We start from the raw sequence: 22,279 nt of genomic DNA, 5'->3' as shown, positions 1-22,279 counted from the left end.
CATGCGCGACGCAGTCATCGTATCTACAGCCCGCACCCCGATCGGCAAGGCCTATCGCGGGGCGTTCAACAACACCACGCCGCAGACGCTGGCAGCCCATGCCATCGAACATGCGGTCAAGCGTGCCGGGGTGGACCCCGCCGAGATTCAGGACTGCATCATCGGTGCGGCTCTGCAGCAAGGCCATTCGGCGGGCAATATCGCGCGTCAGGCCGCGATCCGGGCGGGCCTGCCGGTGACGGTTGCAGGCATGTCGCTGGACCGCCAATGCGCCTCCGGCATGATGGCGATTGCCACGGCGGCCAAGCAGGTGGTGATGGACGGCATGGACGTGGTTGTCGGCGGCGGGGTGGAAAGCATCTCGATGGTGCAGACCCCGGAAATGCGGGTCAAGGCGGACGGCTGGCTGAAAGAGCACAAGCCGGAAATCTACATGTCGATGCTGGAGACGGCGGAAACCGTGGCCGAACGCTATAACGTCAGCCGCGAGCGGCAGGACGAATATGCCGCGCGGTCGCAGGAGCTGACCCATCTGGCGCAGGAAGCGGGCAAGTTCGACGATGAGATCGTGCCGCTGCCCAGCAAGATGATGGTGCAGAACAAGGAAACCAAGGAGATCACCGAACATGAGGTGACGCTGGAGAAGGACGAGGGCAACCGCCCCGGCACCACGGCGGAAAGCCTTGCGGGGCTCCAGCCGGTGCACAAGAACGGCATCCACATCGCGGAAGGCAAATACATCACCGCCGGGAACGCCTCGCAGCTTTCGGATGGTGCTTCTGCCACCGTGGTGATGGAGGCGAAGAAGGCCGAGCAGATGGGCCTGCAGCCGCTGGGCCGCTATGTCGGCGTGATGGCGGCGGGCTGCGAGCCCGACGAGATGGGCATCGGCCCGATCTATGCCGTGCCGCCGCTGCTCAAGGCGCATGGGCTGACGATGGATGACATCGGCCTGTGGGAGCTGAACGAAGCCTTCGCAGTGCAGGTGATCCAGTCGCGCGATGTGCTGGGGATCCCGGATGAACTGCTGAACGTGAACGGCGGTGCGATCTCCATCGGGCATCCCTATGGCATGTCGGGCGCCCGCATGGTCGGCCATGCGCTGATCGAGGGCAAGCGCCGCGGTGCCAAATATGTGGTCTGCACCATGTGTGTCGGCGGCGGCATGGGGGCTGCGGGCCTGTTCGAGGTTCTGTAACCCCTTGCGCTTTGCCAACAAGAGGGGCGGGTTCACCCGCCCCCTGACCGTCAACATGACCCTGACAGGAGCCACGATGCCCCGCGACGATTCCCATCTGCCCAAGGCACTGCAAGGGTTGCGCTTGCCCATGATCGCCTCTCCCCTGTTCATCATTTCGGTGCCGAAACTGGTGATTGCGCAGTGCAAGGCGGGCATTGTCGGTGCCTTTCCCGCGCTGAATGCCCGCGAGGCGGAGGGCGAGCATCCGTTGCTCGACACCTGGCTGACCGAAATCCGCGAGGAGCTGGACCGTCACAACCAGTCGAACCCCGATCACCCGGCAGCGCCCTATGCTGTGAACCAGATCGTGCATCGGTCGAACGGCAGGCTGGAGCGGGATCTGGAGATTTGTGCGAAACACGAGGTGCCGATCTGGATCACCTCGCTGGGCGCCCGGACAGAGGTGAACGAGGCCGCGCATTCCTGCGGTGGCATCGTGCTGCACGACATCATCAACAACACCTTCGCAAGGAAGGCGATTGAAAAGGGCGCGGATGGTCTGGTGGCTGTGGCTGCCGGTGCCGGGGGGCATGCGGGGCAGCAATCGCCCTTTGCCCTGATGCGTGAAATCCGCGAATGGTTCGACGGGCCGGTGGCGCTGTCGGGGTCCATCGCCACGGGCGAGGCGCTGCTTGCCGCCCGCGCGGCGGGGGCCGATCTGGGCTATACCGGTTCGCCCTTCATCGCCACGGACGAAGCCAACGCCGACGACGCCTACAAGCAGATGATCGTCTCGGGCGGGGCCGAGGATATTGTTTATTCCTCTTTGTTCACAGGGGTCTGGGGCAATTACCTCAAGGATTCGGTCCGCAATGCAGGGATGGATCCGGACAATCTGCCAACGGCGGATGCATCGTCGATGAACTTTGGTCAGGACCGTGAAAAGCCGAAAGCCTGGAAAACCATCTGGGGCTCCGGTCAGGGCATTGGCGCGGTGAAATCGGTGGGCCCTGCGGGTGATATCGTGGACCGGATGGCGCGCGAATACCTCGCTGCGGGCCGGAAACTGGCGGCGGAGTTCTCGTGAAGGATGTGCTTGATACGATAGGGGTCGGGAACGGGTGTCCCGCGGATAGGCTGCCTCCTGCAGGAGAGCGCCATGGCTGAATTGCTCGTCATCCGCCATGGGCAGGCCTCCTTCGGGCAGGACAATTACGACGTGCTGTCCGACCTTGGCCAACGGCAGGCGGCTGCCGTGGGGGCGGTGCTGCGTGACATGGATTGGGTGCCGGACCGTCTGATCACCGGCACGCTGACCCGGCAGAAGGACACGCTGTCGGCCATGGGGTTCACCGCCACGCCGGAGGAGCACGCCGGCTTCAACGAATACGATTTTCACGACCTGCTGCATGCGCGTTATCGCGGGAAGGTGCCGGAACTGGTCAAGGGGGACCGCAAAACCCATTTCCGGGCGCTGCGGGATACCATTTTCGAATGGCAGGAGGATGCCTTTGACGGGGCGGCAGAGACCTGGGGTGAGTTCGCGGCACGGGTCGAGGCGGCCCGCGTCTTTGCCACCGATACGGATGCCCGGCGGGTGCTGGTGATCTCATCGGGGGGCGTCATCGGGCAATTGACGGCTGCATCGCTTGGCGCACCCATCGCCCAGATGATGAACCTGAACCTGCAGGTCAAGAATTCCTCCATCACGCGTTTCATGTTCTCGGGCAGCAGTTTTTCCCTGCATGAGTTCAACGCCACACCGCATTTTTCGCACGCTGCGGGTGCGGAACTGCTAAGTTACAGTTAAGGATCTGGTCATGAGCGCAGACACACAGACATTGGACGAAGCCGCCGTCAGCGCCTATCTGCGTGACAATCTTCCGGGCTTTGACGGGCTGACGGCTGTCACCAAATTCCAGGGCGGTCAGTCGAACCCGACCTTCCTGCTGGAAACCCCCAGCCGGAAATACGTGCTGCGGCGCAAGCCCCCGGGGGTCCTGTTGAAATCCGCCCATGCGGTCGACCGCGAGTTCCGCGTACAGCGCGCGCTGGCGGACACCGATGTGCCGGTCGCGAAGATGCACCTGCTGTGCGAGGATGACGCGGTGATCGGCTCGGCCTTTTACATCATGGACCATGTGCCGGGGCGCAATTTCAACCAGCCCTCGATGGACGGCGTGTCGGTGCAGGACCGGGGCCGGATCATCGACGAGATGAACCGCGTGCTGGCCGCCCTGCATGAGGTCGATATCGACGCCGTGGGGCTGAGCGACTTTGGACCGGTGGGCAATTACTTCGAACGCCAGGTGGGGCGGTGGAGCAAGCAGTACAAGGCCTCCGAGACCGAGGATATCCCGGCGATGAACCATCTGATGGCGGCGCTGGTGGCCGAATGCCCCGAAGACGATGGCCAGCGCAGGCTGGTGCACGGGGATTACCGGCTCGACAACATGATCTATGACGCGCAGACCACCGATTGCCGGGCGGTGCTGGATTGGGAGCTGTCCACCATCGGCCACCCCTTTGCCGATCTGGCAGCGGTCATCATGCAATGGCAGATGCCCGCGGGCGCCGAAGGGCGCGGTATGGGCGGGCTTGACCGGGCGGCGCTGGGCCTGCCCTCGGACGAAGAATTCATCGCGGCCTATTGCCAGCGGCGCGGTCTGAAAGGTATCGACCATTTCGGCTATTATCTGGCATTCAATTTTTTCCGGATGGCGGCGATCATCCAGGGCGTTCACAAGCGCGCGCTGGACGGCAATGCCTCAAACCCCGAGCGGGCCATGAAGCTGGGACAATATGTTCCCGTTTTTGCGCAGCACGGGGTGGATTCACTCAAGCGGTAAAGAGACTTATGGACGAATTTGGCACCGACCTCGGCGAAGGCAAAGACCGGAATTTCGTGACCGCATTGGCGCGCGGCCTGGATATCCTGCGCTGTTTCCGACCCAATGAGGTGACGCTGACAAATTCGGATTTTTCGGAGCGGACGGGCCTGCCCAAGGCCACGATCTCGCGTCTGACCCATACGCTCTGCGCGCTGGATTACCTTGTGGCCGATGCGCGGGTCGGAACCTACCGGCTGAGTTCCGGTGTGCTTCAGCTTGGGTTCAGTGCCTTGAATTCAATGGATATTTCTTCGCGGGCCGAGACGGAGATGCGCGCCCTTCGGGACGGGCCGAACAGCTATATTACCGTGGCGCTGGGCGAACAGCACCGGCTGGACGTGATTTACATCGCCACCCAGAATTCATTCGAAGGGGTCTCCCTGACAATGCGGATCGGTTCGCGCCTGCCGCTGTTCAGATCGGCCATCGGGCGGGCGATCCTGGTGGGCATGTCGGATGCCGAACGCGAACAGATCTTCCAGGTTGCAGCGCAACAGGGGCAGGATGTCGAGGATGAAGGGCGGGCGAATTACAAGGCCGGCCTGAGCGAGTACAAGGCCAAGGGGTTCTGCTCCAGCTACGGTGACTGGCGCAGCGATGTGAACGGCATCGCCGTGCCGGTGATGGGCACCGATGGCAAACGCGTCTACGGGCTGAACGTTGGCGGACCCTCATTCGGGGTCAAGAAAAAGCAGCTTGAAACCGTCTATGCGCCCCGCCTGATCAAGGCGGCGGAGCTGATCAGCCTGCGCGGCTGAGAGCGCCGTCAGGCCGCAGAGAATCGCCTGAAAGTAAGCGGACATTTGTTTCGCACAGCGGAATGCGTAAAAGTCATAATATTTCGCGACGGTGAAAAAATCGTGATTTTCGATCCGTTTTCTCACGTTTTCGCGAGAGAAAACGCGCAGTATTCACGGGTTATTAAAACCGGGAAAATGCTGTTTTTACAGTCATTTCGCCCCTTCGGATCCATGCCTTTCCAAGCACATGTTTCCATTTATTATTCAATTTCAGCGCCTTATCGGGAAATTCGTGCCGATGTGCAAAGTGAGGTCACTGCCTGAATGTGGGGCAGCGCCGGATTTTCGGATGAAGTGACGCTAGGTCGGATGCCATCACCAGCCTTGACTTTGGCCTCTGGTATGCAAGGCTCAGCCTGCGACCGGAAGCGTCCCAAGCGAACGCAAAACAGGTCGCCATAGGGAGGAATATATGAAAAATATCACCAAGCTGGGCGTGGTCTCGGCCCTGTCACTTATTGTGGGCGCCTCTGCGTCCTTTGCCGAAACAATCAAGATCGCCTTCATCGACCCGCTGAGCGGACCTTTCGCAAGCACCGGTACAAACGGGTTGCATCAGTTCGAATTCGCGGCCGACTATATGGTCAACCAGAAGGGCGGCGTTCTGGATGGCGACACGTTTGAAGTTGTGGGTTTCGACAACAAGATCAGCCCCAAGGAATCCCTGATCCAGCTGCAGGTCGCGATTGACCAGGGCATCCGCTACATCGTGCAGGGCAACAGCTCCGGCGTGGCGAACGCGCTGACCGAAGCGATCGAGAAGCACAACAAGCGCAACCCCGACAGCCGCGTTCTGTTCCTGAACTACGCTGCTGTTGACCCGGCGCTGACCAACGAGAAATGCAACTTCTGGCACTTCCGTTTCGACGCCAACGCGGACATCAAGATGGATGCGCTGACCGATGTGATCGTCGCGGACGAGAACATCAAGAAGGTCTATATCATTGGTCAGGACTATTCCTTCGGCAAGGCCGTGTCTGATGCGGCAAACAAGATGCTGGGCGAAAAACGTGCCGACATCGAAATTGTCGGCGACGAGCTGCACCCCATCGGCAAGGTCAAGGATTTCACCCCCTACGCGCGCAAGATCGTTGCATCCGGTGCGGATGCCGTGATTACCGGCAACTGGGGCGCTGACATGCTGGGTCTGGGCAAGGCGATCATCGACAACGGTTTCGAAGGACCGATCTATACCTACTATGCGGCAGGCTCCGGCATGACGGCGGCCTTCGGTGACAGCGGCAAGGGTCGTATTCGCCTGATTTCCCAGGGCAGCATCAACCCGATCGGCTCCGAGGAGGCGCGTGCCACCTATGAGGCGTTCGAAGCCAAATACCCGGATGGCAACATCGACCAGAGCCGGATCTTCAACGTGATCGGCATGCTGGCGACCGCCATCGAGGAAGCGGGTACAGCGGATGATGTCGTGGCCGTCGCTTCCAAGCTGGAAGGCATGGAGTATGACAGCATGTGGGGCGGTAAACTGTTCATGCGTCCGCAGGACCACCAGTTGATCCAGGACATGCATGTCGGCGTCCACACCGATGAAAACATCGACTTCGACTACGACCAGTCCGGTTTTGGCATTGTCAACGAGTCAACCATCGAGATGGCCTCCATGGACAGCCCGACCACCTGCGAGATGAAGCGCCCCGAATAAGGTGCTGTCGGTCCGTTCCCGGCGCTGCCGGGGACGGACCTTTTCATTCGCGTCACACGACCTTGCCATATCCTAGCCGGAGGGGCCAATGGACCTCATTCTCGTCAATATCATCGACGGGCTGGTAACCGGACTGCTGCTGTTCATGCTGTCTGCCGGTCTGACCCTGATTTTCTCAATGATGGGCGTTCTGAACTTTGCCCATGCCAGCTTTTATATGTTGGGGGCCTATTTCGCCTATCAGATCAGCATCGCGCTGGGATTCTGGATGGGCTTGCTGCTGGCGCCGCTGATTGTCGGCGTCCTGGGCGCCGGGGTCGAACGATATGGGCTCAGGCGGGTGCACCAATATGGCCACGTGCCGGAGCTGATCTTTACCTTCGGCCTTGCCCTGCTGATCGAGGAACTGGTGCAGTTCATCTGGGGCAAGAACCAGATGCCCTATTTCGTGCCCGACGCGCTGAACTTCTCGGCCTTCGCCATCGCGGGCAACTCCATTCCCGCCTACAAGATTTTCATGATCTTCATCTCCATCGGGATCTTTATTGGGCTGCTTTACATCCTGACCCGGACGCGGGTGGGCATGATCATCCAGGCCGCGCTCAGCTATCCGCGCACGGTCGAGGCGCTGGGCCATAACGTGCCGCTGATCTTCATGGGGGTCTTTGGCGTCGGCACGGCGCTGGCCGGTGTTGCCGGGGTCATCGCAGGGCCGGTGCTGGGCACCTTTCCGGGCATGGCCTTTGTGCTGGGGTCCATCGTCTTTGTGACCATCGTGATCGGGGGGCTTGGATCCCTGTGGGGCGCATTGGTCGCGTCGCTGCTGATCGGATGGATCACCACCTTCGCCAAATCCTACAACATCGAGATGGCCGATATCCTGAACGGCATCGGCATCGGCACACCCGAGAACCTGGACGAGAGCGTGTTTCGCGACTTCTGGACCATCACAAGCCCGCAGATCGCAGACATTCTGCCCTATATCCTGATGGTGCTGATCCTCATCTTCCGGCCTTCGGGACTTTTCGGAAAGCGTCACTCATGACCGATCAAATCACCACCGACCCGACCAAACCATCCGAGCGGATGCGCGCCGGTTCCATGACCCTGACCCTCGGTCCCTGGATCGTGGCGGCAGTGTTGCTGGCGGTGCTGCCGTTCATCTTCACCAACAATTCCTCGATCACCATCATGAACCAGATGTGGATCACGGTGATCTTTGCGCTGGCCTACAACATGCTGCTGGGACAGGGGGGCATGCTGTCGTTCGGACATGCGGTCTATGCCGGGGTCGGCGGGTTCGCCTGCATGCACATCATGAATGCCTCCGACTTCTTTGCGGCGCTGCCCTTGCCGGTGCTCCCGGTCTTTGGCGGGCTGTTCGGCATGGGGCTGGCGATGATTGTCGGCAGTTTCTCCACCCGCAGCGCGGGCACCGTATTCGCCATGATTTCGCTCGGCGTGGGCGAGCTGATCGCCGCCTGTTCGGTGATCATCGTCGCCTTCTTCGGTGGCGAGGAAGGCGTGTCGGGCGACCGGACCTATGCGCGGCCCTTCTTCGGCACCGAATTCCTGCAACAGATCGAGGTGTACTACCTGATTTCCGCCTGGGTCCTGATTGCGGCCGCACTGATGTACCTGTGGTCGCGTACCCCGGTGGGGCGGATGGCCAATGCCGTGCGCGACAATCCGGAACGGGCCGAGTTTCTGGGCTATTCGGCGCGCTGGGTTCGGTTCTACAGCTTTGTCGCCTCGGGTTTCTTTGCCGGGATCGCGGGCGGGCTCTTTGCCATCAACTATGAAATCCTGACCGAGGAGAATCTGAACACCACGTCTTCGGGTGTCATCCTGCTGGTGACCTTCCTGGGCGGCGTCGGTTTCTTCTTCGGGCCGATCATCGGGGCCATCGCTTTTACCCTGCTGCAGACCGTGCTCAGCCTGCAAACGGAGCTTTGGGCGTTTTATGCAGGCACGCTCTTTGTCGCCACGGTGATGTTCTTTCCGGGCGGTCTTGCCGGGCTGATGATGATGCATGTGCCGGTGTTCAAACTGGGCAAGGCAAGGTTGCTGATATGGCCCTACCTCAAGACCCTGCTGCCGGCCCTGATTGGCATACTTGGTCTGTCAGCGCTGGTGGAAATGGTGTTCCATGTGCGCCACGCGGCCTATGGGGACGATGAGATGACGCTGTTCTGGACCACGTTCAACAGCCACGACATCCTGCCCTGGGTGATTGCCCTCGGGGTGACGGCCATTGCCCTTGGCATCACCCGCGCCAATGTGCCTGCGCTGCGGGATGCCTGGAACGAAGCAAATACGGCAGGAGGCAGCGCATGAGCACCCCGGCACTTGAACTGAGCGGCCTCAAGAAGAGCTTTGGCAAGGCAGAGATCATTCGTGGCATCGACCTGTCCATCGGCAAATCGGAACGCCATGCGGTCATCGGGCCAAACGGGGCGGGGAAATCCACGCTGTTCAACCTGATCACCGCGCGTTTCCAGCCCACGGCAGGCACCGTGAAACTGCACGGCGAGGACCTGATCGGTCTGGAACCCTACCAGATCAACCGCAAAGGGCTGTCGCGGTCGTTCCAGATCACCAATATCTTTCCCAAGATGACGGTTTTCGAGAATGTGCGCTGTGCGCTGCTTTGGTCGCAGGGGTACAAATACAGCTTCTGGAACCTGGTGAACCGCAGCCGTGACCTGACCGAAGGGGCAGAGGCGATCCTGGAGCAGATCAACCTGACAGAGCGGCGCAACCTGCCTGCCGGTACGCTTTCCTATGCCGAACAGCGTGCGCTTGAGATCGGGATCACCATTGCCGGTGGTGCGGATGTGATCATGCTGGATGAACCCACCGCCGGGATGAGCCATTCGGAAACCGATTATATCACCGACCTGATCATGAAGGTGACCGAGGGCAAGACCCTGATCATGGTGGAACATGACATGGGTGTCGTATTCGGCCTCGCGGACCGCATTTCGGTGCTGGTCTACGGCGAAATCATCGCGACAGGCAAACCCGAAGAGGTGCGCGGCGATCCCAAGGTGCAGGAAGCCTATCTTGGCGCGGCATTGGAGGCAGAACACTGATGATCGAAGTCACCGACATGCATGCCTATTATGGCAAGTCCCACATTCTTCAGGGCGTGTCCCTGAACGTGCAGGAGGGCGAGATCGTGGCCCTTCTGGGCCGCAACGGCGTGGGCCGGTCCACCACCTGCAAGGCCATCATGGGCGAGGTCGAACCAAAGGGTTCGGTCAAGTTCAGAGGCAAGGAGATTGCGGGCAAGAAGGCCTATGAAATCGCCAACATGGGCATTGGCTATGTGCCCGAGAACCGCGACATTTTCCCCGGTCTGACCACACGGCAGAACCTGACGCTGGGTCTGAAGCCAGGGCAGAAGGATGGTGCCGGGCGCTGGTCCATGCAGGCCATGTTCGAGATGTTCGAGAACCTCGATCGCCGTGCCGATGTCGAGGCTTCTGTGCTGTCGGGGGGCGAGCAGCAGATGCTGACCATGTGCCGCACGCTGATGGGGGACCCGGATTTCGTCATGATCGACGAACCGACAGAGGGGCTTTCACCGCAGATGGTGCAAAAAGTCGCTGAAGTGCTCAAGGCGATTGCGGAAAAGGGCATTTCGACCCTGCTGGTGGAGCAGAAACTGTCCATTGCCATGGACATTGCGCATCGTGTTTATGTGATGGGGCACGGGCAGGTGGTGTTCGAAGGGACACCGGCCGAGTTGAAAGCCCGCGAAGACGTGCGCAAGGAATGGCTAGAGGTCTGAGAGATGGGCGGATTTGATGCCGGGCGGCTGGACCGGATCGCGGGCTGGATGCAGTCCTATGTGGATCAACGCCGCCTTGCCGGATGCTCTGCCCTGATCGTGCAGGGCGGGCAGGAGGTATGTTATCATCAGGCCGGCCACCGCGATGTCGAATCCCGGCGCCCCTGGGAACGCGATACCGTGGCGCGCATCTATTCCATGACCAAACCGGTCACCAGCCTTGCCCTGATGACGCTGGTCGAAGAAGGCCTGTTTCACCTCGACGCACCGGTGTCGGACTTCATTCCCGCTTTCTCTGACATGACCTGCTTCGTGCCGGGTGCCACCGCTGCCAATCAGGTCGAACCCTGCGCGCCGCCGACATTGCACCAGTTGCTGACCCATACCTCCGGGCTGAGCTATGCATTCAATCCGGGGGTGCTGGGCGGGCTGATGGGTGAGCACAAGGTGGAATTCCGCCCCAATCAGTCGGAGCTTGCCCCGATGTGTGACATGCTGGCGGAACTGCCCCTGGCCTTTCAGCCCGGCAGCCGCTGGGAATATTCGGTGGGCATTGACGTGATCGGCAGGGTGATCGAAGTGGTCACCGGCCAGACCCTGGAAGAGGTTTTTGTCGAGCGAATCTTTGACCCGCTCGGCATGGATGAAACCCGGTTTTCCGTGCCTGCCGCCGCCCGCGACCGCTTTGCCGCCTGCTACACCCCGATGGCGGAGGGGGGCTTTACCGTGGGCAAGATCGAAAAGGGCGGCGATACCCTGCGCCTGATCGACGGCGCGGACAAATCCCCGTTTCTGGAGGCCACATTGCTGTCGGGCGGTGGTGGCCTTGTCGGGACCATCGACGATTATCTGAAGTTCACCGAAATGCTGCGCACCGGCGGGGCCGGGATCATCGGGCCGAAGACGCTCGACTTCATGATGCGCAACCATCTGCCGGGGGAAATCGCCTCCATGGGGCCGCAAAGCTTTGCCGAACAGCCGATGGAAGGCATGGGGTTCGGCATCGGTGGGGCCGTGTTGCTGAATCCGGGCCGCGCCCGTGCGCCGGGGTCGGTGGGCGATTTCAGCTGGGGCGGCATGGCCTCGACCTTTTTCTGGATCGACCCGGTCTTTGACCTCTCGGTGATCTTTTTCACCCAGCTGATCCCCAGCAGCGCCTATCCCGCACGCGCACAACTCAAGGCGCTGGTGCATGGGGCGCTGACATGACGGCACCGGTGCTCTACGCACCTTCGGCTGAACGCCGGGAGGCCTCCACCATGGCCGCGTTTGAGCGCTGGCTGTCCGATCACCGTGGCCTGAGTTTCGACGATTACAACGCCATGTGGCGGTGGAGCATCGAGGACCTGGAAGGCTTCTGGTCGGCGATCTGGGACTTCTTTGACGTGCGGGCCAGTGTTCGGCCGGAAAAGCTGCTGGTCAAACGTCAGATGCCGGGGGCCGAATGGGGCACCGGCGGGCGGCTGAACTATGTCGACCAGATCATGAAACACGTGGAAGGGCGCGAAGACCAGCTTGCGCTGATCGTGCAATCGGAGACCTTTGGCCGGAGCGAGATGACCTGGGGCGAATTGCGGGCCCAGGTGGCAAGCGTTGCCGCGCGGCTGCGCGGCATGGGGGTGGGTACGGGTGACCGGGTTGTCGCCATCCTGCCCAATACCGACACGGCGCTGGTGGCCTTCCTGGCAACGGCCAGCATCGGGGCAATCTGGTCGCTCTGCGCACCGGACATGGGGCATGTCGCCATCCTTGACCGCTTCAAACAGATCGAACCCAAGGTGCTGATCGCGCAGGACGGCTATGTGCACGCGGGCAAGACCATCGACCGGCGCGCCATTCTGGCCGAGATCGCGGCGGGCCTGCCCAGCGTCACCCAATGCGTGACCGTACCGGTGGTGGGCGCGCTGCCGCCGGGCCATGTCGCCTGGGCCAGCCTGACTGGGGATGACACGCCGTACCTGTCGGAACAGGTGGATTTCGAACATCCGCTCTGGATCGTTTATTCGTCGGGCACCACGGGTAATCCCAAACCCATCGTGCATGGCCATGGCGGCATCATACTTGAGGCGGCCAAGCAGTCGCTGCACCATGACCTGACAGCTGCGGACAGGTTCTGCTGGATGACCTCTTCGGGCTGGATCATGTGGAATTCGCAATGGATGGCACTGGGGCAGGGGGCGACCGTTGCCATGTTCGACAGTGCGCCGAACCATCCTGACATGGGCGTTGTCTGGCGTTTTGTGGCGGCGGAGAAGATCACCTATTTCGGTGCCGGTGCCGCATTCTACAGCGGCTGCATGAAGGCGGGCGTGACCCCGCGCACCGATGTCGATCTGAGCGCGCTGCGTTCGCTCGGCTCCACCGGGTCGCCGTTGTCGTCGGATGCCTATGACTGGATCTACCGGGACGTGAAGGCCGATCAATGGCTTGCGCCGATCTCGGGCGGGACCGACCTTGCCGGGGCCTTTGTGCTGGGCCATCCCGGCATGGCAGTGCGCGCGGGCGAAATGCAATGCCGTGCCCTGGGCAATGCGGTGCATGCCTATGACGCCCATGGCAATGCGCTGGTGGACGAGGTGGGCGAGCTGGTCTGCACGGAGCCCTTGCCCTCCATGCCGCTGTATTTCTGGGGGGACGAGGACGGCAGCCGCCTGTTCGACAGTTATTTTGCCGATTACCCCGGCATCTGGCGCCATGGCGACTGGATTTCGATCAATGCCGAAGGGGCCAGTGTGATCTATGGGCGGTCCGACGCCACGATCAACCGCAAGGGATTGCGGCTGGGCTCTGCCGAGATCTACCAGGCGGTCGAGGGGCTGGACAGCGTGATGGATTCGCTGGTGGTCGATCTTGAATTCCTGGGCCGCGAAAGCTTCATGCCGCTTTTCGTGGTGCCCGCACCCGGCGTTGCACTGGATGATACGCTGAAGGATCAGATCAACGCCGCGATCCGCAGTGGTGTGTCGGCCCGTTTTATCCCGAATGAAATCATAGAGATAAAGGAAGTGCCGCGCACCTTGTCGGGCAAGAAGCTTGAGGTTCCGGTCAAAAAGTTATTGTTGGGGGGCGATGCTGCCAAGGTCGTGAACCGCGATTCCATGGCCAACCCGGACAGCTTTGATTTCTTTATCGCCTATGCCGAGGCACGGGCCCTGACCTGAGAAAGCCCTCACATGACCGCCGTCGCTGAAGAATTGCTCGAACTGCTGGACATCGAACAGCTTGAAGTGGACCTGTTCAGGGGCGTCGGGTCGGGTGGGGAGACAACGACGCGTATCTTTGGCGGCCATGTGATCGCCCAGGCGCTGATGGCGGCCTACCGCACGGTAGAAGACCGGCTGTGCCATTCGCTTCATGCCTATTTCATCCGGCCGGGCGATCCGGCGATCCCGGTGATCTACCAGGTTGACCGCGCCCGCGACGGCGGCAGTTTCACCACCCGGCGGGTGGTTGCGATCCAGCATGGCAAGCAGATCTTCAACCTGTCGGCCTCCTTCCATATCGCGGAAGAGGGGTGGGAATACCAACACCCTATGCCCGACGCGCAACCGCCGGAGAACTGGCCCGACCGGCCCGCCCTGCGCGAGGCCAATGTGGCGCGCATCCCGGAGAAATACCGCGAAGATTTCCTGCGTGAGCGCCCCATCGAGATCCGCGAGATCGAGCCGCGTGACCTGTTCTCACCCGGCCCTGCGGATGACCGCAACCAATTGTGGTTCCGCATGGAAGCCGCCAAGGGGCAGGGGCCGCAGATGCAGCACTGCCTGCTGGCCTATGCCTCGGACATGAACCTGCTGGGCTCTTCCCTGCGGCCCCACGGGCTGACCTGGTTCCAGGGCAAGGTGATGACCGCCAGCCTGGACCACGCGATGTGGTTCCACGCGCCGATAGATTTTTCCGACTGGCATCTCTACGATCTGGACGCCCCTTGGACGGGCGGCGGACGCGGGTTCAACCGGGGGCTGATCTACAACCAGAACGGCCAGCTGGCTGCATCGGTCACGCAAGAAGGGTTGATGCGACCGCTGAAGAAGCGGGGGTAGGGCCGCAGCCCTGTCTCAGGGCTGAAGTTGGCGCAGATTGTCTTCCGTCAGGCGGTCGATCCCTTGCGCATAGTTCAGTGCATTCATGTGGTAGAAGCGCGCATTTGCCAGGTTGGCCGGGCCGTTGTCACGCGTCTTGACCAACCTCGCCGGACTGCCGGCGATGATCGAATTTTCCGGAAACTCTGATCCTTCGGTCACGATGGAATGGCCTGCGACAATGGAATTGCTGCCGATCTTTGCACCATCCATGATCGTCGCGCCGATCCCGATCAGGACACGGTCGCCGATTTCGCAGCCGTGCAGAACCACGCGGTGGGTGATTGAGCAATCCTCCCCGACAATGGTCGGCGTGGCATAGCCCACGTGGATCATCACATGGTCCTGAATATTCGTGCGCGCGCCGATGATGATCTCATGCATCTCGGCGCGGGTGACGACATAGGGCCAGACAGAGCTGCCGGGCCCCAGCGTCACCTTGCCGAAAAGCAATGCGCTGTCGTGGACGAAAGCAGGGTCATTCAGCGTGACCTGAGGGCCGATGTGGGCCATGTGCTTACCCAAACACGAAGAAGCACAGCTTGTTGCCGTCCGGGTCGCGCACATAGGCGCCATAGAACCGGTCGGGGATGCGCTGGCCCGGCGCGCCCTCGTCGGGCGCGTTCAGCGCCAGCGCGCGGGCGTACATCGCGTCCACCTCTGCCTTGTCGGTGCAGGTGAAGGCGATCATCGTGCCGTTGCCGGGGTTGGGCGCGTTGCCATCGTAGGGTTCGCACATGGCCAGCATCGGCTGGCCGCGTCCCGAGGACAGAAAGGCGATGCGCCCCTGATCCATCACCACCTTGGCCTTGCCCTCGAACAAGGCGCCGTAGAATGTCTTGGCGCGGGTCATGTCCGCCACGCCGATGGTTGCATATCCGATCATTGGCTTACTCCTCGAACCCGCCGAAACGGCGGTTCAGCTTGCGCATGCCCCCGATCCAGCGGTCATAGTTTTCGGTCTTCTTGCGCATGTAACCCAGCACCTCGGGGTGTGGCAGGACAAGGAATGTCTCGTCCCGGATCGTTTGCACACAGGCTTCCGCCACGGGGGCGGGTTCCATCATGCCGTCGATGGCGGCCACATGTTCCTCATGGCCGCGTGTCATCTCGGTGCGCACGGCCTGGGGGCAGAGCACGCTGACCTTGATGCCCTGGTCGCCATAGGTCAGCGCCAGCCATTCGGCCAGACCGACCGCCGCGTGTTTGGTCACGCCGTAGGGGGCCGAGCCGACCTGGTTCAGCAGACCGGCGGCGGAGGCGGTGTTCAGGAAATATCCGCCGCCGCGTTCGGCCATCTTCGGCACCAGATGGCGCGCGGCCCAGACATGGGACATCACGTTGATTTCCCAGATGCGTTGCCATGCGTCGTCCTCGACCTCGACACCACCGGCCACGGATATGCCCGCGTTGGAGCAGAACAGGTCAATCGGGCCCACCTCGGCCTCGACCTTGTCGATCATGGCGGTGATCTGATCCCTGACCGATACATCCACCATATGGGCGGTGCCGCCCATCATTGCGGCGGTTTCTTCCGCGCCTTTCAGGTCGCGGTCCACGCAGGCGATGTGTTTCGCGCCTTCCTCGGCATAGCGGATGCACATGGCGCGTCCGATGCCGCTGGCGGCACCGGTCACGACGATGATCTTGTCCTTCAGTTCCATGGCGTCACGTCCACATGTTGGAGCCGCCGCAGACGGTCAGCGCCTGACCTGTCATATAGCGGCTGGCATCCGAGGCGAGGAAGACGGCGAGACCCGCGAAATCCTCCGGCTCGCCCAGGCGGCGCAGGGGGATTTCCTCCTTGATGCGCTTTTCCACCTCGGGATTATCCCACAGCTCGCGCGCGAACTCGGTCTTCACCAGTCCCGGACAGATCGCGTTGAAGCGCAGGCCCTTCGGGCCGAACTCAGCCGCCAGGTTGCGGCACAGCCCGATCAGCGCCAGCTTGGACATGCCATAGGTGCCCAGCATGACCGAGGGCTTGAAGGCCCCGATGGAGGAGGTAAAGGCCATAGACCCCGAGCCTTTCTCGATCATGTCGGGGGCCACCATCTGCGCCAGCCAGAGATTGGATTTCACGTTGGCGTTCATGGTCTTGTCATAGGCGTCGTCGGGGATCTCCGATGTCTTGCCATAATAGGGGTTCACGCCCGCATTGCCGATCACCACGTCGATCTTGCCCGCTTTTTCATGGGTCTGATCGACCAGCGCCTGCAGCTGGTCCTTGTAGCCGACGTTGCAGGCGATGCCAAAGGCCTTGCCCTTGCCAAGGGCATTTATGCCCTCGGCTGCCGCGTCAAGCTGATCCTGCTTGCGTGCGGAAATGACAACTGTGGCACCATGTTCGGCCAGCGCTGTCGCCATCGCCAGCCCCATGCCTTTTGAGGCACCGGTCAGCAGCGCGACCTTTCCTGTCAGGTCGAAAAGTTTGCTCATCCCATGAACCCCGCGCTGCCCCGGTTTTCGGTGTGTTGCTTGGCGGCGTCCTGGCGCGCGTTGCTTTCCTTGTAGGTATTGACCTCGTGGCGCGCGATGACGTGGTGATGCACCTCGTCGGGGCCGTCGGCATAGCGCAGGGTGCGCTGCTGGGCGTACATGCCCGACAGCGGCGACCATTGGGAAATACCTGTCGCACCATGCACCTGCATCGCCTGGTCGATGATGTCGCAGACCTGTTCCGGCACCTTGGCCTTGATCATCGACACCCAGATGCGGGCCTCCTTGTTGCCCAGCACGTCCATCGCCTTGGCGGCCTTGAGCACCAGCAGGCGCATGGATTCAATCTCGATCTTGGCGCGGCTGATGGTTTCCATATTCTTGCCCAGGTCGATGATCCGCTTGCCGAAGGCTTCGCGCGACAGGCCGCGTTCGATCATCAGGTCCAGCGCCTTTTCCGCCTGTCCGATGGAGCGCATGCAGTGGTGGATGCGGCCGGGTCCAAGGCGGACCTGGCTGATCTCGAAACCGCGGCCCTCACCCCAGAGTATGTTGCTTTCGGGGACGCGGACATCGGTGAACTTGATGTGCATATGCCCATGCGGCGCGTCGTCGTGACCAAAGACATGCATCGGCCCGAGGATTTCGACCCCAGGCGTGTCCATCGGCACGAGGATTTGCGACTGCTGACGGAAGGGTTCCGCATCCGGAGAGGTCTTGACCATCACGATCATGATCTTGCAGCGCGGATCGCCTGCGCCGGAGATATAGTATTTCTCGCCGTTCATCACCCATTCGCCGTTTTCCAGCACGGCGGACATGGCGATGTTCTTGGCGTCGGAAGACGCGCGGTCCGGTTCCGTCATCGCGAAGGCCGAACGGATTTCACCGGCCAGCAGGGGCTTGAGCCACTTTTCCTTCTGCTCTTTCGTGCCGACCCGTTCCAGCACTTCCATATTGCCCGTATCGGGGGCCGAACAGTTCAGCGTCTGCGAGGCGAGGGGGTTCTTGCCCAGTTCCGCCGCGATATAGGCGTAGTCGAGGTTCGACAGCCCCTCGCCGGTTTCCGCGTTGGGCAGAAAGAAGTTCCACAGGCCCGCGTCACGGGCTTTTTGCTTGGCCCCTTCCAGCAGTTCCAGCTGGCGCGGGTGATAGGACCAGCGGTCCTTTTGCGCGTCGCCGAGCCGGTGGTATTCTTCGCTGATCGGGTCCACGTTTTCGCGGATGTGCTTGATCACCGCGTTCAGCAGAGGCTTGTTGCCCTCTGACATCTCAAGGTTGTTCAACTCCGGTGGGTTCATATCGCTCATCTTTTGTGCCTCCCTGGGCATTGTTCCAGTTGTGTTTTTCCGGTTCCCGAAGAACCCAATGTCTCAGCCCCTCTCGGGGGCCGTCATTTGTTGACCCAATTGGGTTTGCGTTTCTCGACAAAGGCGTTGACGCCTTCCTTGAAATCCTCGGTCCGGGCCAGGTCCATCTGGACTTCGCGGGAATAGGCCAGGCTTTCGGGCAGACCGTCGGCGATGGCCATGGAATTCAGGATGCGCTTTGTCGCCTTCACGGAAGAGGGCGAGACGCTGCACAGCTCTTCGGCCTTTGCCATGGCGCGGTCCATCAGATCGGCGGCGGGCAGCACTTCGTTCACGCAGCCCATGCGCAATGCCTCCTCCGCGCCGATGGTGCGGCCCGTCAGCATCAGCTCCTGCGCCGCCAGCCGCCCGATGTAACGTGACAGGCGCTGCACGCCGGAGGCGGAGGCGAAAAAGCCGACCTTGACCTCGGGCAGCGCGAACTTCGCGTTTTCCGAGGCGAGGATGATGTCGCAGGACAGCGCGGTTTCGAATCCGCCGCCCATGGCAAAGCCATTCACGGCAGCGATCAGCGGTTTCTCCAGATCAAAGCGCGAGGACAGCCCGGCGAAACCGGTCTCGGGCAGGCCCTTCTTGATGCCGCCCTGCTGCGTCGCCTTCAGGTCGTTGCCGGCAGAGAACGCCTTGTCCCCCGCGCCGGTCAGCACGGCGACCCAGAGATCCTGATTGGCGGCGAAGGCATCCCAGCAATCGCTCATCTCGTGGTGCATGTCCTCATTCACCGCGTTGTAGACATCGGGGCGGTTCATGGTGACGATCAGGATGTGTCCCCTGGTCTCGGTCTGGATGTATTCGTAGCTCATGTTTTCAGCCCTCCGGTGTCGATCTGCGTGAATTTGCCGCCCGTCTCCGCCAGTTTGCGCAGGGTGTCGGCGGGGGCGAAGTCGGGGTCTTCCGCGCCCAGTTTCTCCATCCGGTCCAGCACCGCCTGCGCACCGACCATGTCGCCATAGAACATCGGGCCACCCTTGTCGGCGGGCCAGCCGTAGCCGTTGAGCCAGACCACATCGACGTCGCTGGGGCGCTGGGCCTTGTTCTCTTCAAGGATTTTCACCGCCTCGTTGATCATCGGGTAGATGCAGATTTCGATGATCTCCTCCGCGCTCATGCTGCGCGGCTCGGCCCCGGTGATGTCGCGGATGATCCCGGCGGTAACATCCGAAGGGATCGGGCGGCGGTTTTCGTCGTAATCGTAAAAGCCCGCCTGGGTCTTTTGCCCGCGCCGGTCCATTTCGCACAGCGCATCGCGGATCGGGTTCTCGGTCTTGGCTCCCTTGGACCAGCCGATGTCGAGGCCCGCAAGGTCGCTCATCTGGAAGGGGCCCATCTTGAACCCGAACTGGTTGAGTGCCGCGTCCACGTCCCAGGGCATGACGCCCTGATAGACCAGTTTGTTGGCCTGTTTCTGGCGCGCAAAGAGGATGCGGTTGCCCACAAAGCCGGGGCAGACGCCGACCAGCGTTGCGATCTTGTTGATGTCCCTGGCCAATGCCATGCAGGTGGCAACCACATCGTCGGCGGTATGGTGGGCGCGCACGATCTCCAGCAGTTTCATCACATTGGCGGGCGAAAAGAAATGCAGCCCGATCACGTCTTCGGGCCGTTTTGTCATGCCCGCGATCTCGTCGATGTTCAGCGCCGAGGTGTTGGTGGCCAGGATCGCGCCGGGTTTCATCACGCGGTCCAGTTCGGTGAAGATCTTGCGCTTCAGTTCCATGTCCTCGAACACCGCTTCGATCACCAGGTCACAGTCAGCCAGATCGGCAATCGACAAACGACCGTCAAAGCGGTCCATCCGGGCCTCGACCTCGTCCTGCGGGAAACGCCCCTTGTCGGCGCTGCGCTGGTAGTTGCCGCGCACCACCTTCAGGCCCCGGTCCAGCGCTTCCTGCGTGGTTTCCACGATCTTCACCGGGTAGCCTGCGGTGGCAAAGTTCATCGCGATGCCGCCGCCCATGGTGCCGGCACCGATGATGCCCACGGTCTTGACCGGGCGGTGCGCGATGCCGTCGGGCAGGCCGGGAACCTCCCATGCGGCCTTGCCGGCCGCCGCGATGTATTGGCCGATCTCTTCTTCTGTCGGATGGGTCATGCAGTCTCTTCCATTTGTTGCAAACAGGCCGCGCGCAGCGCGCGGCGGTCAATCTTGTCGGTGGCGCCACGGGTCAGCGGGCCGTCCTGGCACCACAGCAGGGCGGGGATCTTGAAGCTGGCCAGATGCCCCTCAAGCGCGCGTGCCATGCTGTCACGATCAAGCGTTGCGCCGGGGCGCAGTTGCACGATGGCACCCACGATTTCGCCCAGCCGCTCATCAGGTACGGAGAAGGCACAGGCTTCGGCCACCTGGGGCAGCCGATGCAGCGCGCCTTCCACGTCAAGACAGGCGATGTTCTCGCCGCCGCGAATGATGATGTTCTTCTTGCGGTCTAGGATGGTGACATAGCCGTCCGCGTCGATCACTCCCAGGTCGCCCGTGCGCAGCCAGCCGTCCTGCATTGTCTGGGCGGTGGCGTCGGGCATGTTGAGGTAGCAGCGCATGTTGGCCGGGCTCTTGACCGTGATCTCGCCCAATGTCCCCGGCGGCACATCGTTGCCCGCATCATCGAGAAAGCGCAGTTCCTGCACCGGCGGGTGCAGCTTGCCCGCGCAGTCGGGGCGCGCCTTGTAATCGTCGCCGATCATGCCGATGCCAAGCGCCTGGGTCTCAGTCATGCCCCAGCCGGTGGCGACGCCCGCATTGGGAAAGGTCTCGGCGATGGCGGCAACCTGCGCGGCGGGGCGTTTCGCGCCACCTGCGCCGATGTAATCGAGCGAGGGCAGGGTTTCCCCCATCTTGCGGGCCGCCTCCATCAGTTCGGCGGATTGGGTCGGTACGCCCAGGAAGCGGGTCACATTGCCATCGCGGATCAGGCGCACGGCTTCTTCCGGGTCCCAGCGGTACATCAGCGTGACCTTGGCCCCGGCGGGCATCGAAAGCAGAAAGATCGGATGCGTTGCGGTGACGTGAAACAGCGGGGTGACCACCAGCACCGAAGGGCGGGGCGCTTCGGGTGCATCCGGTTCCGGCGGGGTGACCAGGGGAGCCAGAACCGACTGCATCAGCCAGCTGAACACCGCGTTCACCGCGCCGCGATGGGTCTGGACAACGCCCTTGGGGTGCCCGGTGGTGCCGGAGGAATACATCACCGCAAAGTCATCGTCGGTGTCGATCGTGACCGCGGGGGCCGCGTCGCCGGTGGCGGCATCGTAGAGCGCAGTATAATCGTGGTCGCCCAGTCCTGTGCCGTCGCGGCAGCCGATCAGCCTGAGGTCCAGCGCGTCTTTCAGCGGGGCCAGCCGTTCGATCCTGGGACGGTCGGCAAAGACGATCCGCGCGCCGCTGTCACGCAGGGCATAGTCCAGCTCTTCCGTGGTCCACCAGGCGTTGAGGAACACCACCGTCGCGCCCAGCGAGGAGATTGCCATGATCGCGGTCAGAAGTTCAGGGTAATTGCGCATGGCGATGGCGATGCGGTCGCCCTGGCGCACCCCCAGATCGTCACGCAGCGCATGGGCGACGCGGTGCGCATGGGTGCAGAACTGGTCGTAGGTCAGGCTTTCACCCTCGTATGCGAGATAATCCAGCGTGCCATCACCCTGCTTGGCACGGCTGGCGGCCATCAGGGCCGGGACGGTTGGGGGGACGTTCTTGAACGCCTTGTAGGTAACACCGCGTATGTTCACCTCTTCCACGGCGAAGGTGGGTTCGGTGGCGAGCACATGGCGCACGGCTTCTTCCGGTGTCATGGCGGTCATCTTCATGCGCGCCCGTGCTGCGCGGCTGGTCTGTGGTATCGCATGGTCGGTCCTCCCCCGGAGCATCTGCAGCGCCACCTCCTCCACAGGGTGGCGCGACTCTCTTGCCGGAGGCTAGACAGTAAATGCGGCGCTGCCAATCCCGCAGGTCGGAACTTCGTTTCGCAAATGCGAACTTCCCTTGCGTCACATTTCCCGGACCGGGGGCCAGGACGGGCGATTGCAGCGACAGAAGTCACGAATTTGCAATAAAATTTCCCGGTTCG

Annotated in this window: 21 protein-coding genes; 13 read left to right on the top strand and 8 right to left on the bottom strand. The window is 61.9% G+C overall.

What is annotated here, in order from left to right:
* The first annotated feature begins 1 nt into the window (after position 1).
* From ACWNZ3_RS15070 to ACWNZ3_RS15010, 13 genes are all read left to right on the top strand, one after another.
* Positions 2–1,198, top strand: a complete 1,197-nt coding sequence (locus ACWNZ3_RS15070; protein WP_114275317.1) for an acetyl-CoA C-acyltransferase — start codon at positions 2–4, stop codon at positions 1,196–1,198.
* Between the two features lie 76 nt (positions 1,199–1,274).
* Positions 1,275–2,267, top strand: a complete 993-nt coding sequence (locus tag ACWNZ3_RS15065) for an NAD(P)H-dependent flavin oxidoreductase (protein ID WP_496900443.1) — start codon at positions 1,275–1,277, stop codon at positions 2,265–2,267.
* A 72-nt stretch (positions 2,268–2,339) separates the two neighbouring features.
* Complete coding sequence (locus ACWNZ3_RS15060; RefSeq protein ID WP_269361492.1) at positions 2,340–2,990, top strand: histidine phosphatase family protein; 651 nt, start codon at positions 2,340–2,342, stop codon at positions 2,988–2,990.
* A 10-nt stretch (positions 2,991–3,000) separates the two neighbouring features.
* Positions 3,001–4,029 carry a phosphotransferase family protein gene (locus ACWNZ3_RS15055; protein WP_496900442.1) on the top strand — a complete coding sequence of 343 codons (1,029 nt, stop codon included), beginning with the start codon at positions 3,001–3,003 and terminating at the stop codon, positions 4,027–4,029.
* Between the two features lie 8 nt (positions 4,030–4,037).
* Positions 4,038–4,829: an IclR family transcriptional regulator gene (locus tag ACWNZ3_RS15050; protein ID WP_496900441.1), complete on the top strand. Its 792-nt coding sequence runs from the start codon at positions 4,038–4,040 to the stop codon at positions 4,827–4,829.
* A 454-nt stretch (positions 4,830–5,283) separates the two neighbouring features.
* Complete coding sequence (locus ACWNZ3_RS15045) at positions 5,284–6,531, top strand: branched-chain amino acid ABC transporter substrate-binding protein (protein WP_269361488.1); 1,248 nt, start codon at positions 5,284–5,286, stop codon at positions 6,529–6,531.
* 88 nt (positions 6,532–6,619) lie between these two features.
* Positions 6,620–7,576, top strand: a complete 957-nt coding sequence (locus ACWNZ3_RS15040) for a branched-chain amino acid ABC transporter permease (protein WP_269361487.1) — start codon at positions 6,620–6,622, stop codon at positions 7,574–7,576.
* Positions 7,573–8,868 carry a branched-chain amino acid ABC transporter permease gene (locus ACWNZ3_RS15035; protein WP_269361486.1) on the top strand — a complete coding sequence of 432 codons (1,296 nt, stop codon included), beginning with the start codon at positions 7,573–7,575 and terminating at the stop codon, positions 8,866–8,868. The genes ACWNZ3_RS15040 and ACWNZ3_RS15035 overlap by 4 nt, the downstream gene beginning before the upstream one ends.
* Positions 8,865–9,626, top strand: coding sequence for an ABC transporter ATP-binding protein (locus tag ACWNZ3_RS15030; RefSeq protein WP_114275309.1), 762 nt, complete (start codon positions 8,865–8,867; stop codon positions 9,624–9,626). Before ACWNZ3_RS15035 ends, ACWNZ3_RS15030 begins: the two co-directional genes overlap by 4 nt.
* Positions 9,623–10,327: an ABC transporter ATP-binding protein gene (locus ACWNZ3_RS15025; protein WP_331284217.1), complete on the top strand. Its 705-nt coding sequence runs from the start codon at positions 9,623–9,625 to the stop codon at positions 10,325–10,327. Before ACWNZ3_RS15030 ends, ACWNZ3_RS15025 begins: the two co-directional genes overlap by 4 nt.
* Positions 10,328–10,330: 3 nt before the next feature.
* The gene (locus ACWNZ3_RS15020) at positions 10,331–11,536 is read left to right on the top strand and encodes a serine hydrolase domain-containing protein (protein WP_496900440.1); all 1,206 of its coding nucleotides are present in this window, start codon (positions 10,331–10,333) and stop codon (positions 11,534–11,536) included.
* A complete protein-coding gene (locus ACWNZ3_RS15015) occupies positions 11,533–13,488 on the top strand; it encodes an acetoacetate--CoA ligase (RefSeq protein WP_496900439.1) in 1,956 nt (651 codons plus the stop codon). The genes ACWNZ3_RS15020 and ACWNZ3_RS15015 overlap by 4 nt, the downstream gene beginning before the upstream one ends.
* A gap of 12 nt (positions 13,489–13,500) precedes the next feature.
* Positions 13,501–14,370: an acyl-CoA thioesterase gene (locus ACWNZ3_RS15010; RefSeq protein ID WP_496900438.1), complete on the top strand. Its 870-nt coding sequence runs from the start codon at positions 13,501–13,503 to the stop codon at positions 14,368–14,370.
* Positions 14,371–14,385: 15 nt separating this feature from the next.
* Here the strand turns inward: ACWNZ3_RS15010 and ACWNZ3_RS15005 are convergent, their stop codons facing one another.
* The 8 genes from ACWNZ3_RS15005 to ACWNZ3_RS14970 form a co-directional block, all read right to left on the bottom strand.
* A complete protein-coding gene (locus tag ACWNZ3_RS15005) occupies positions 14,386–14,922 on the bottom strand; it encodes a gamma carbonic anhydrase family protein (protein ID WP_269361477.1) in 537 nt (178 codons plus the stop codon).
* Between the two features lie 4 nt (positions 14,923–14,926).
* Positions 14,927–15,295 (bottom strand): VOC family protein, encoded by a 369-nt coding sequence (locus ACWNZ3_RS15000; RefSeq protein WP_496900437.1) that lies wholly within the window; start codon positions 15,293–15,295, stop codon positions 14,927–14,929.
* 4 nt (positions 15,296–15,299) lie between these two features.
* On the bottom strand, positions 15,300–16,073 hold the full coding sequence (locus ACWNZ3_RS14995) for an SDR family oxidoreductase (protein WP_496900436.1): 774 nt from the start codon (positions 16,071–16,073) through the stop codon (positions 15,300–15,302).
* Between the two features lie 4 nt (positions 16,074–16,077).
* Positions 16,078–16,848 carry an SDR family NAD(P)-dependent oxidoreductase gene (locus ACWNZ3_RS14990; RefSeq protein WP_269361473.1) on the bottom strand — a complete coding sequence of 257 codons (771 nt, stop codon included), beginning with the start codon at positions 16,846–16,848 and terminating at the stop codon, positions 16,078–16,080.
* On the bottom strand, positions 16,845–18,158 hold the full coding sequence (locus ACWNZ3_RS14985; RefSeq protein ID WP_269361471.1) for an acyl-CoA dehydrogenase family protein: 1,314 nt from the start codon (positions 18,156–18,158) through the stop codon (positions 16,845–16,847). Before ACWNZ3_RS14985 ends, ACWNZ3_RS14990 begins: the two co-directional genes overlap by 4 nt.
* A gap of 83 nt (positions 18,159–18,241) precedes the next feature.
* On the bottom strand, positions 18,242–19,021 hold the full coding sequence (locus tag ACWNZ3_RS14980) for an enoyl-CoA hydratase-related protein (RefSeq protein ID WP_496900435.1): 780 nt from the start codon (positions 19,019–19,021) through the stop codon (positions 18,242–18,244).
* Positions 19,018–20,310, bottom strand: a complete 1,293-nt coding sequence (locus tag ACWNZ3_RS14975; RefSeq protein WP_274573969.1) for a 3-hydroxyacyl-CoA dehydrogenase — start codon at positions 20,308–20,310, stop codon at positions 19,018–19,020. The genes ACWNZ3_RS14980 and ACWNZ3_RS14975 overlap by 4 nt, the downstream gene beginning before the upstream one ends.
* Complete coding sequence (locus ACWNZ3_RS14970) at positions 20,307–22,019, bottom strand: class I adenylate-forming enzyme family protein (RefSeq protein ID WP_496900434.1); 1,713 nt, start codon at positions 22,017–22,019, stop codon at positions 20,307–20,309. Before ACWNZ3_RS14970 ends, ACWNZ3_RS14975 begins: the two co-directional genes overlap by 4 nt.
* Between the last annotated feature and the right edge of the window lie 260 nt (positions 22,020–22,279).

The sequence above is a fragment of the Sulfitobacter sp. IGS-18 genome, assembly GCF_059628195.1.
This window is presented reverse-complemented; position numbering and strand designations above follow the sequence as displayed.

Excerpts from the sequence above, each read along its gene's own strand:
- ACWNZ3_RS14995 (WP_496900436.1), bottom strand. The coding sequence starts at position 16,073 with ATGGAACTGAAGGACAAGATCATCGTCGTGACCGGTGCCGCCAGCGGC.
- ACWNZ3_RS14985 (WP_269361471.1), bottom strand. The coding sequence starts at position 18,158 with ATGAGCGATATGAACCCACCGGAGTTGAACAACCTTGAGATGTCAGAG.
- ACWNZ3_RS15070 (WP_114275317.1), top strand. The coding sequence starts at position 2 with ATGCGCGACGCAGTCATCGTATCTACAGCCCGCACCCCGATCGGCAAG.
- ACWNZ3_RS15040 (WP_269361487.1), top strand. The coding sequence starts at position 6,620 with ATGGACCTCATTCTCGTCAATATCATCGACGGGCTGGTAACCGGACTG.
- ACWNZ3_RS15060 (WP_269361492.1), top strand. The coding sequence starts at position 2,340 with ATGGCTGAATTGCTCGTCATCCGCCATGGGCAGGCCTCCTTCGGGCAG.
- ACWNZ3_RS15015 (WP_496900439.1), top strand. The coding sequence starts at position 11,533 with ATGACGGCACCGGTGCTCTACGCACCTTCGGCTGAACGCCGGGAGGCC.
- ACWNZ3_RS15020 (WP_496900440.1), top strand. The coding sequence starts at position 10,331 with ATGGGCGGATTTGATGCCGGGCGGCTGGACCGGATCGCGGGCTGGATG.
- ACWNZ3_RS15030 (WP_114275309.1), top strand. The coding sequence starts at position 8,865 with ATGAGCACCCCGGCACTTGAACTGAGCGGCCTCAAGAAGAGCTTTGGC.
- ACWNZ3_RS14990 (WP_269361473.1), bottom strand. The coding sequence starts at position 16,848 with ATGAGCAAACTTTTCGACCTGACAGGAAAGGTCGCGCTGCTGACCGGT.
- ACWNZ3_RS15055 (WP_496900442.1), top strand. The coding sequence starts at position 3,001 with ATGAGCGCAGACACACAGACATTGGACGAAGCCGCCGTCAGCGCCTAT.
- ACWNZ3_RS15010 (WP_496900438.1), top strand. The coding sequence starts at position 13,501 with ATGACCGCCGTCGCTGAAGAATTGCTCGAACTGCTGGACATCGAACAG.
- ACWNZ3_RS15065 (WP_496900443.1), top strand. The coding sequence starts at position 1,275 with ATGCCCCGCGACGATTCCCATCTGCCCAAGGCACTGCAAGGGTTGCGC.
- ACWNZ3_RS15050 (WP_496900441.1), top strand. The coding sequence starts at position 4,038 with ATGGACGAATTTGGCACCGACCTCGGCGAAGGCAAAGACCGGAATTTC.
- ACWNZ3_RS15000 (WP_496900437.1), bottom strand. The coding sequence starts at position 15,295 with ATGATCGGATATGCAACCATCGGCGTGGCGGACATGACCCGCGCCAAG.
- ACWNZ3_RS15045 (WP_269361488.1), top strand. The coding sequence starts at position 5,284 with ATGAAAAATATCACCAAGCTGGGCGTGGTCTCGGCCCTGTCACTTATT.
- ACWNZ3_RS15005 (WP_269361477.1), bottom strand. The coding sequence starts at position 14,922 with ATGGCCCACATCGGCCCTCAGGTCACGCTGAATGACCCTGCTTTCGTC.
- ACWNZ3_RS14970 (WP_496900434.1), bottom strand. The coding sequence starts at position 22,019 with ATGAAGATGACCGCCATGACACCGGAAGAAGCCGTGCGCCATGTGCTC.
- ACWNZ3_RS14980 (WP_496900435.1), bottom strand. The coding sequence starts at position 19,021 with ATGAGCTACGAATACATCCAGACCGAGACCAGGGGACACATCCTGATC.
- ACWNZ3_RS15035 (WP_269361486.1), top strand. The coding sequence starts at position 7,573 with ATGACCGATCAAATCACCACCGACCCGACCAAACCATCCGAGCGGATG.
- ACWNZ3_RS14975 (WP_274573969.1), bottom strand. The coding sequence starts at position 20,310 with ATGACCCATCCGACAGAAGAAGAGATCGGCCAATACATCGCGGCGGCC.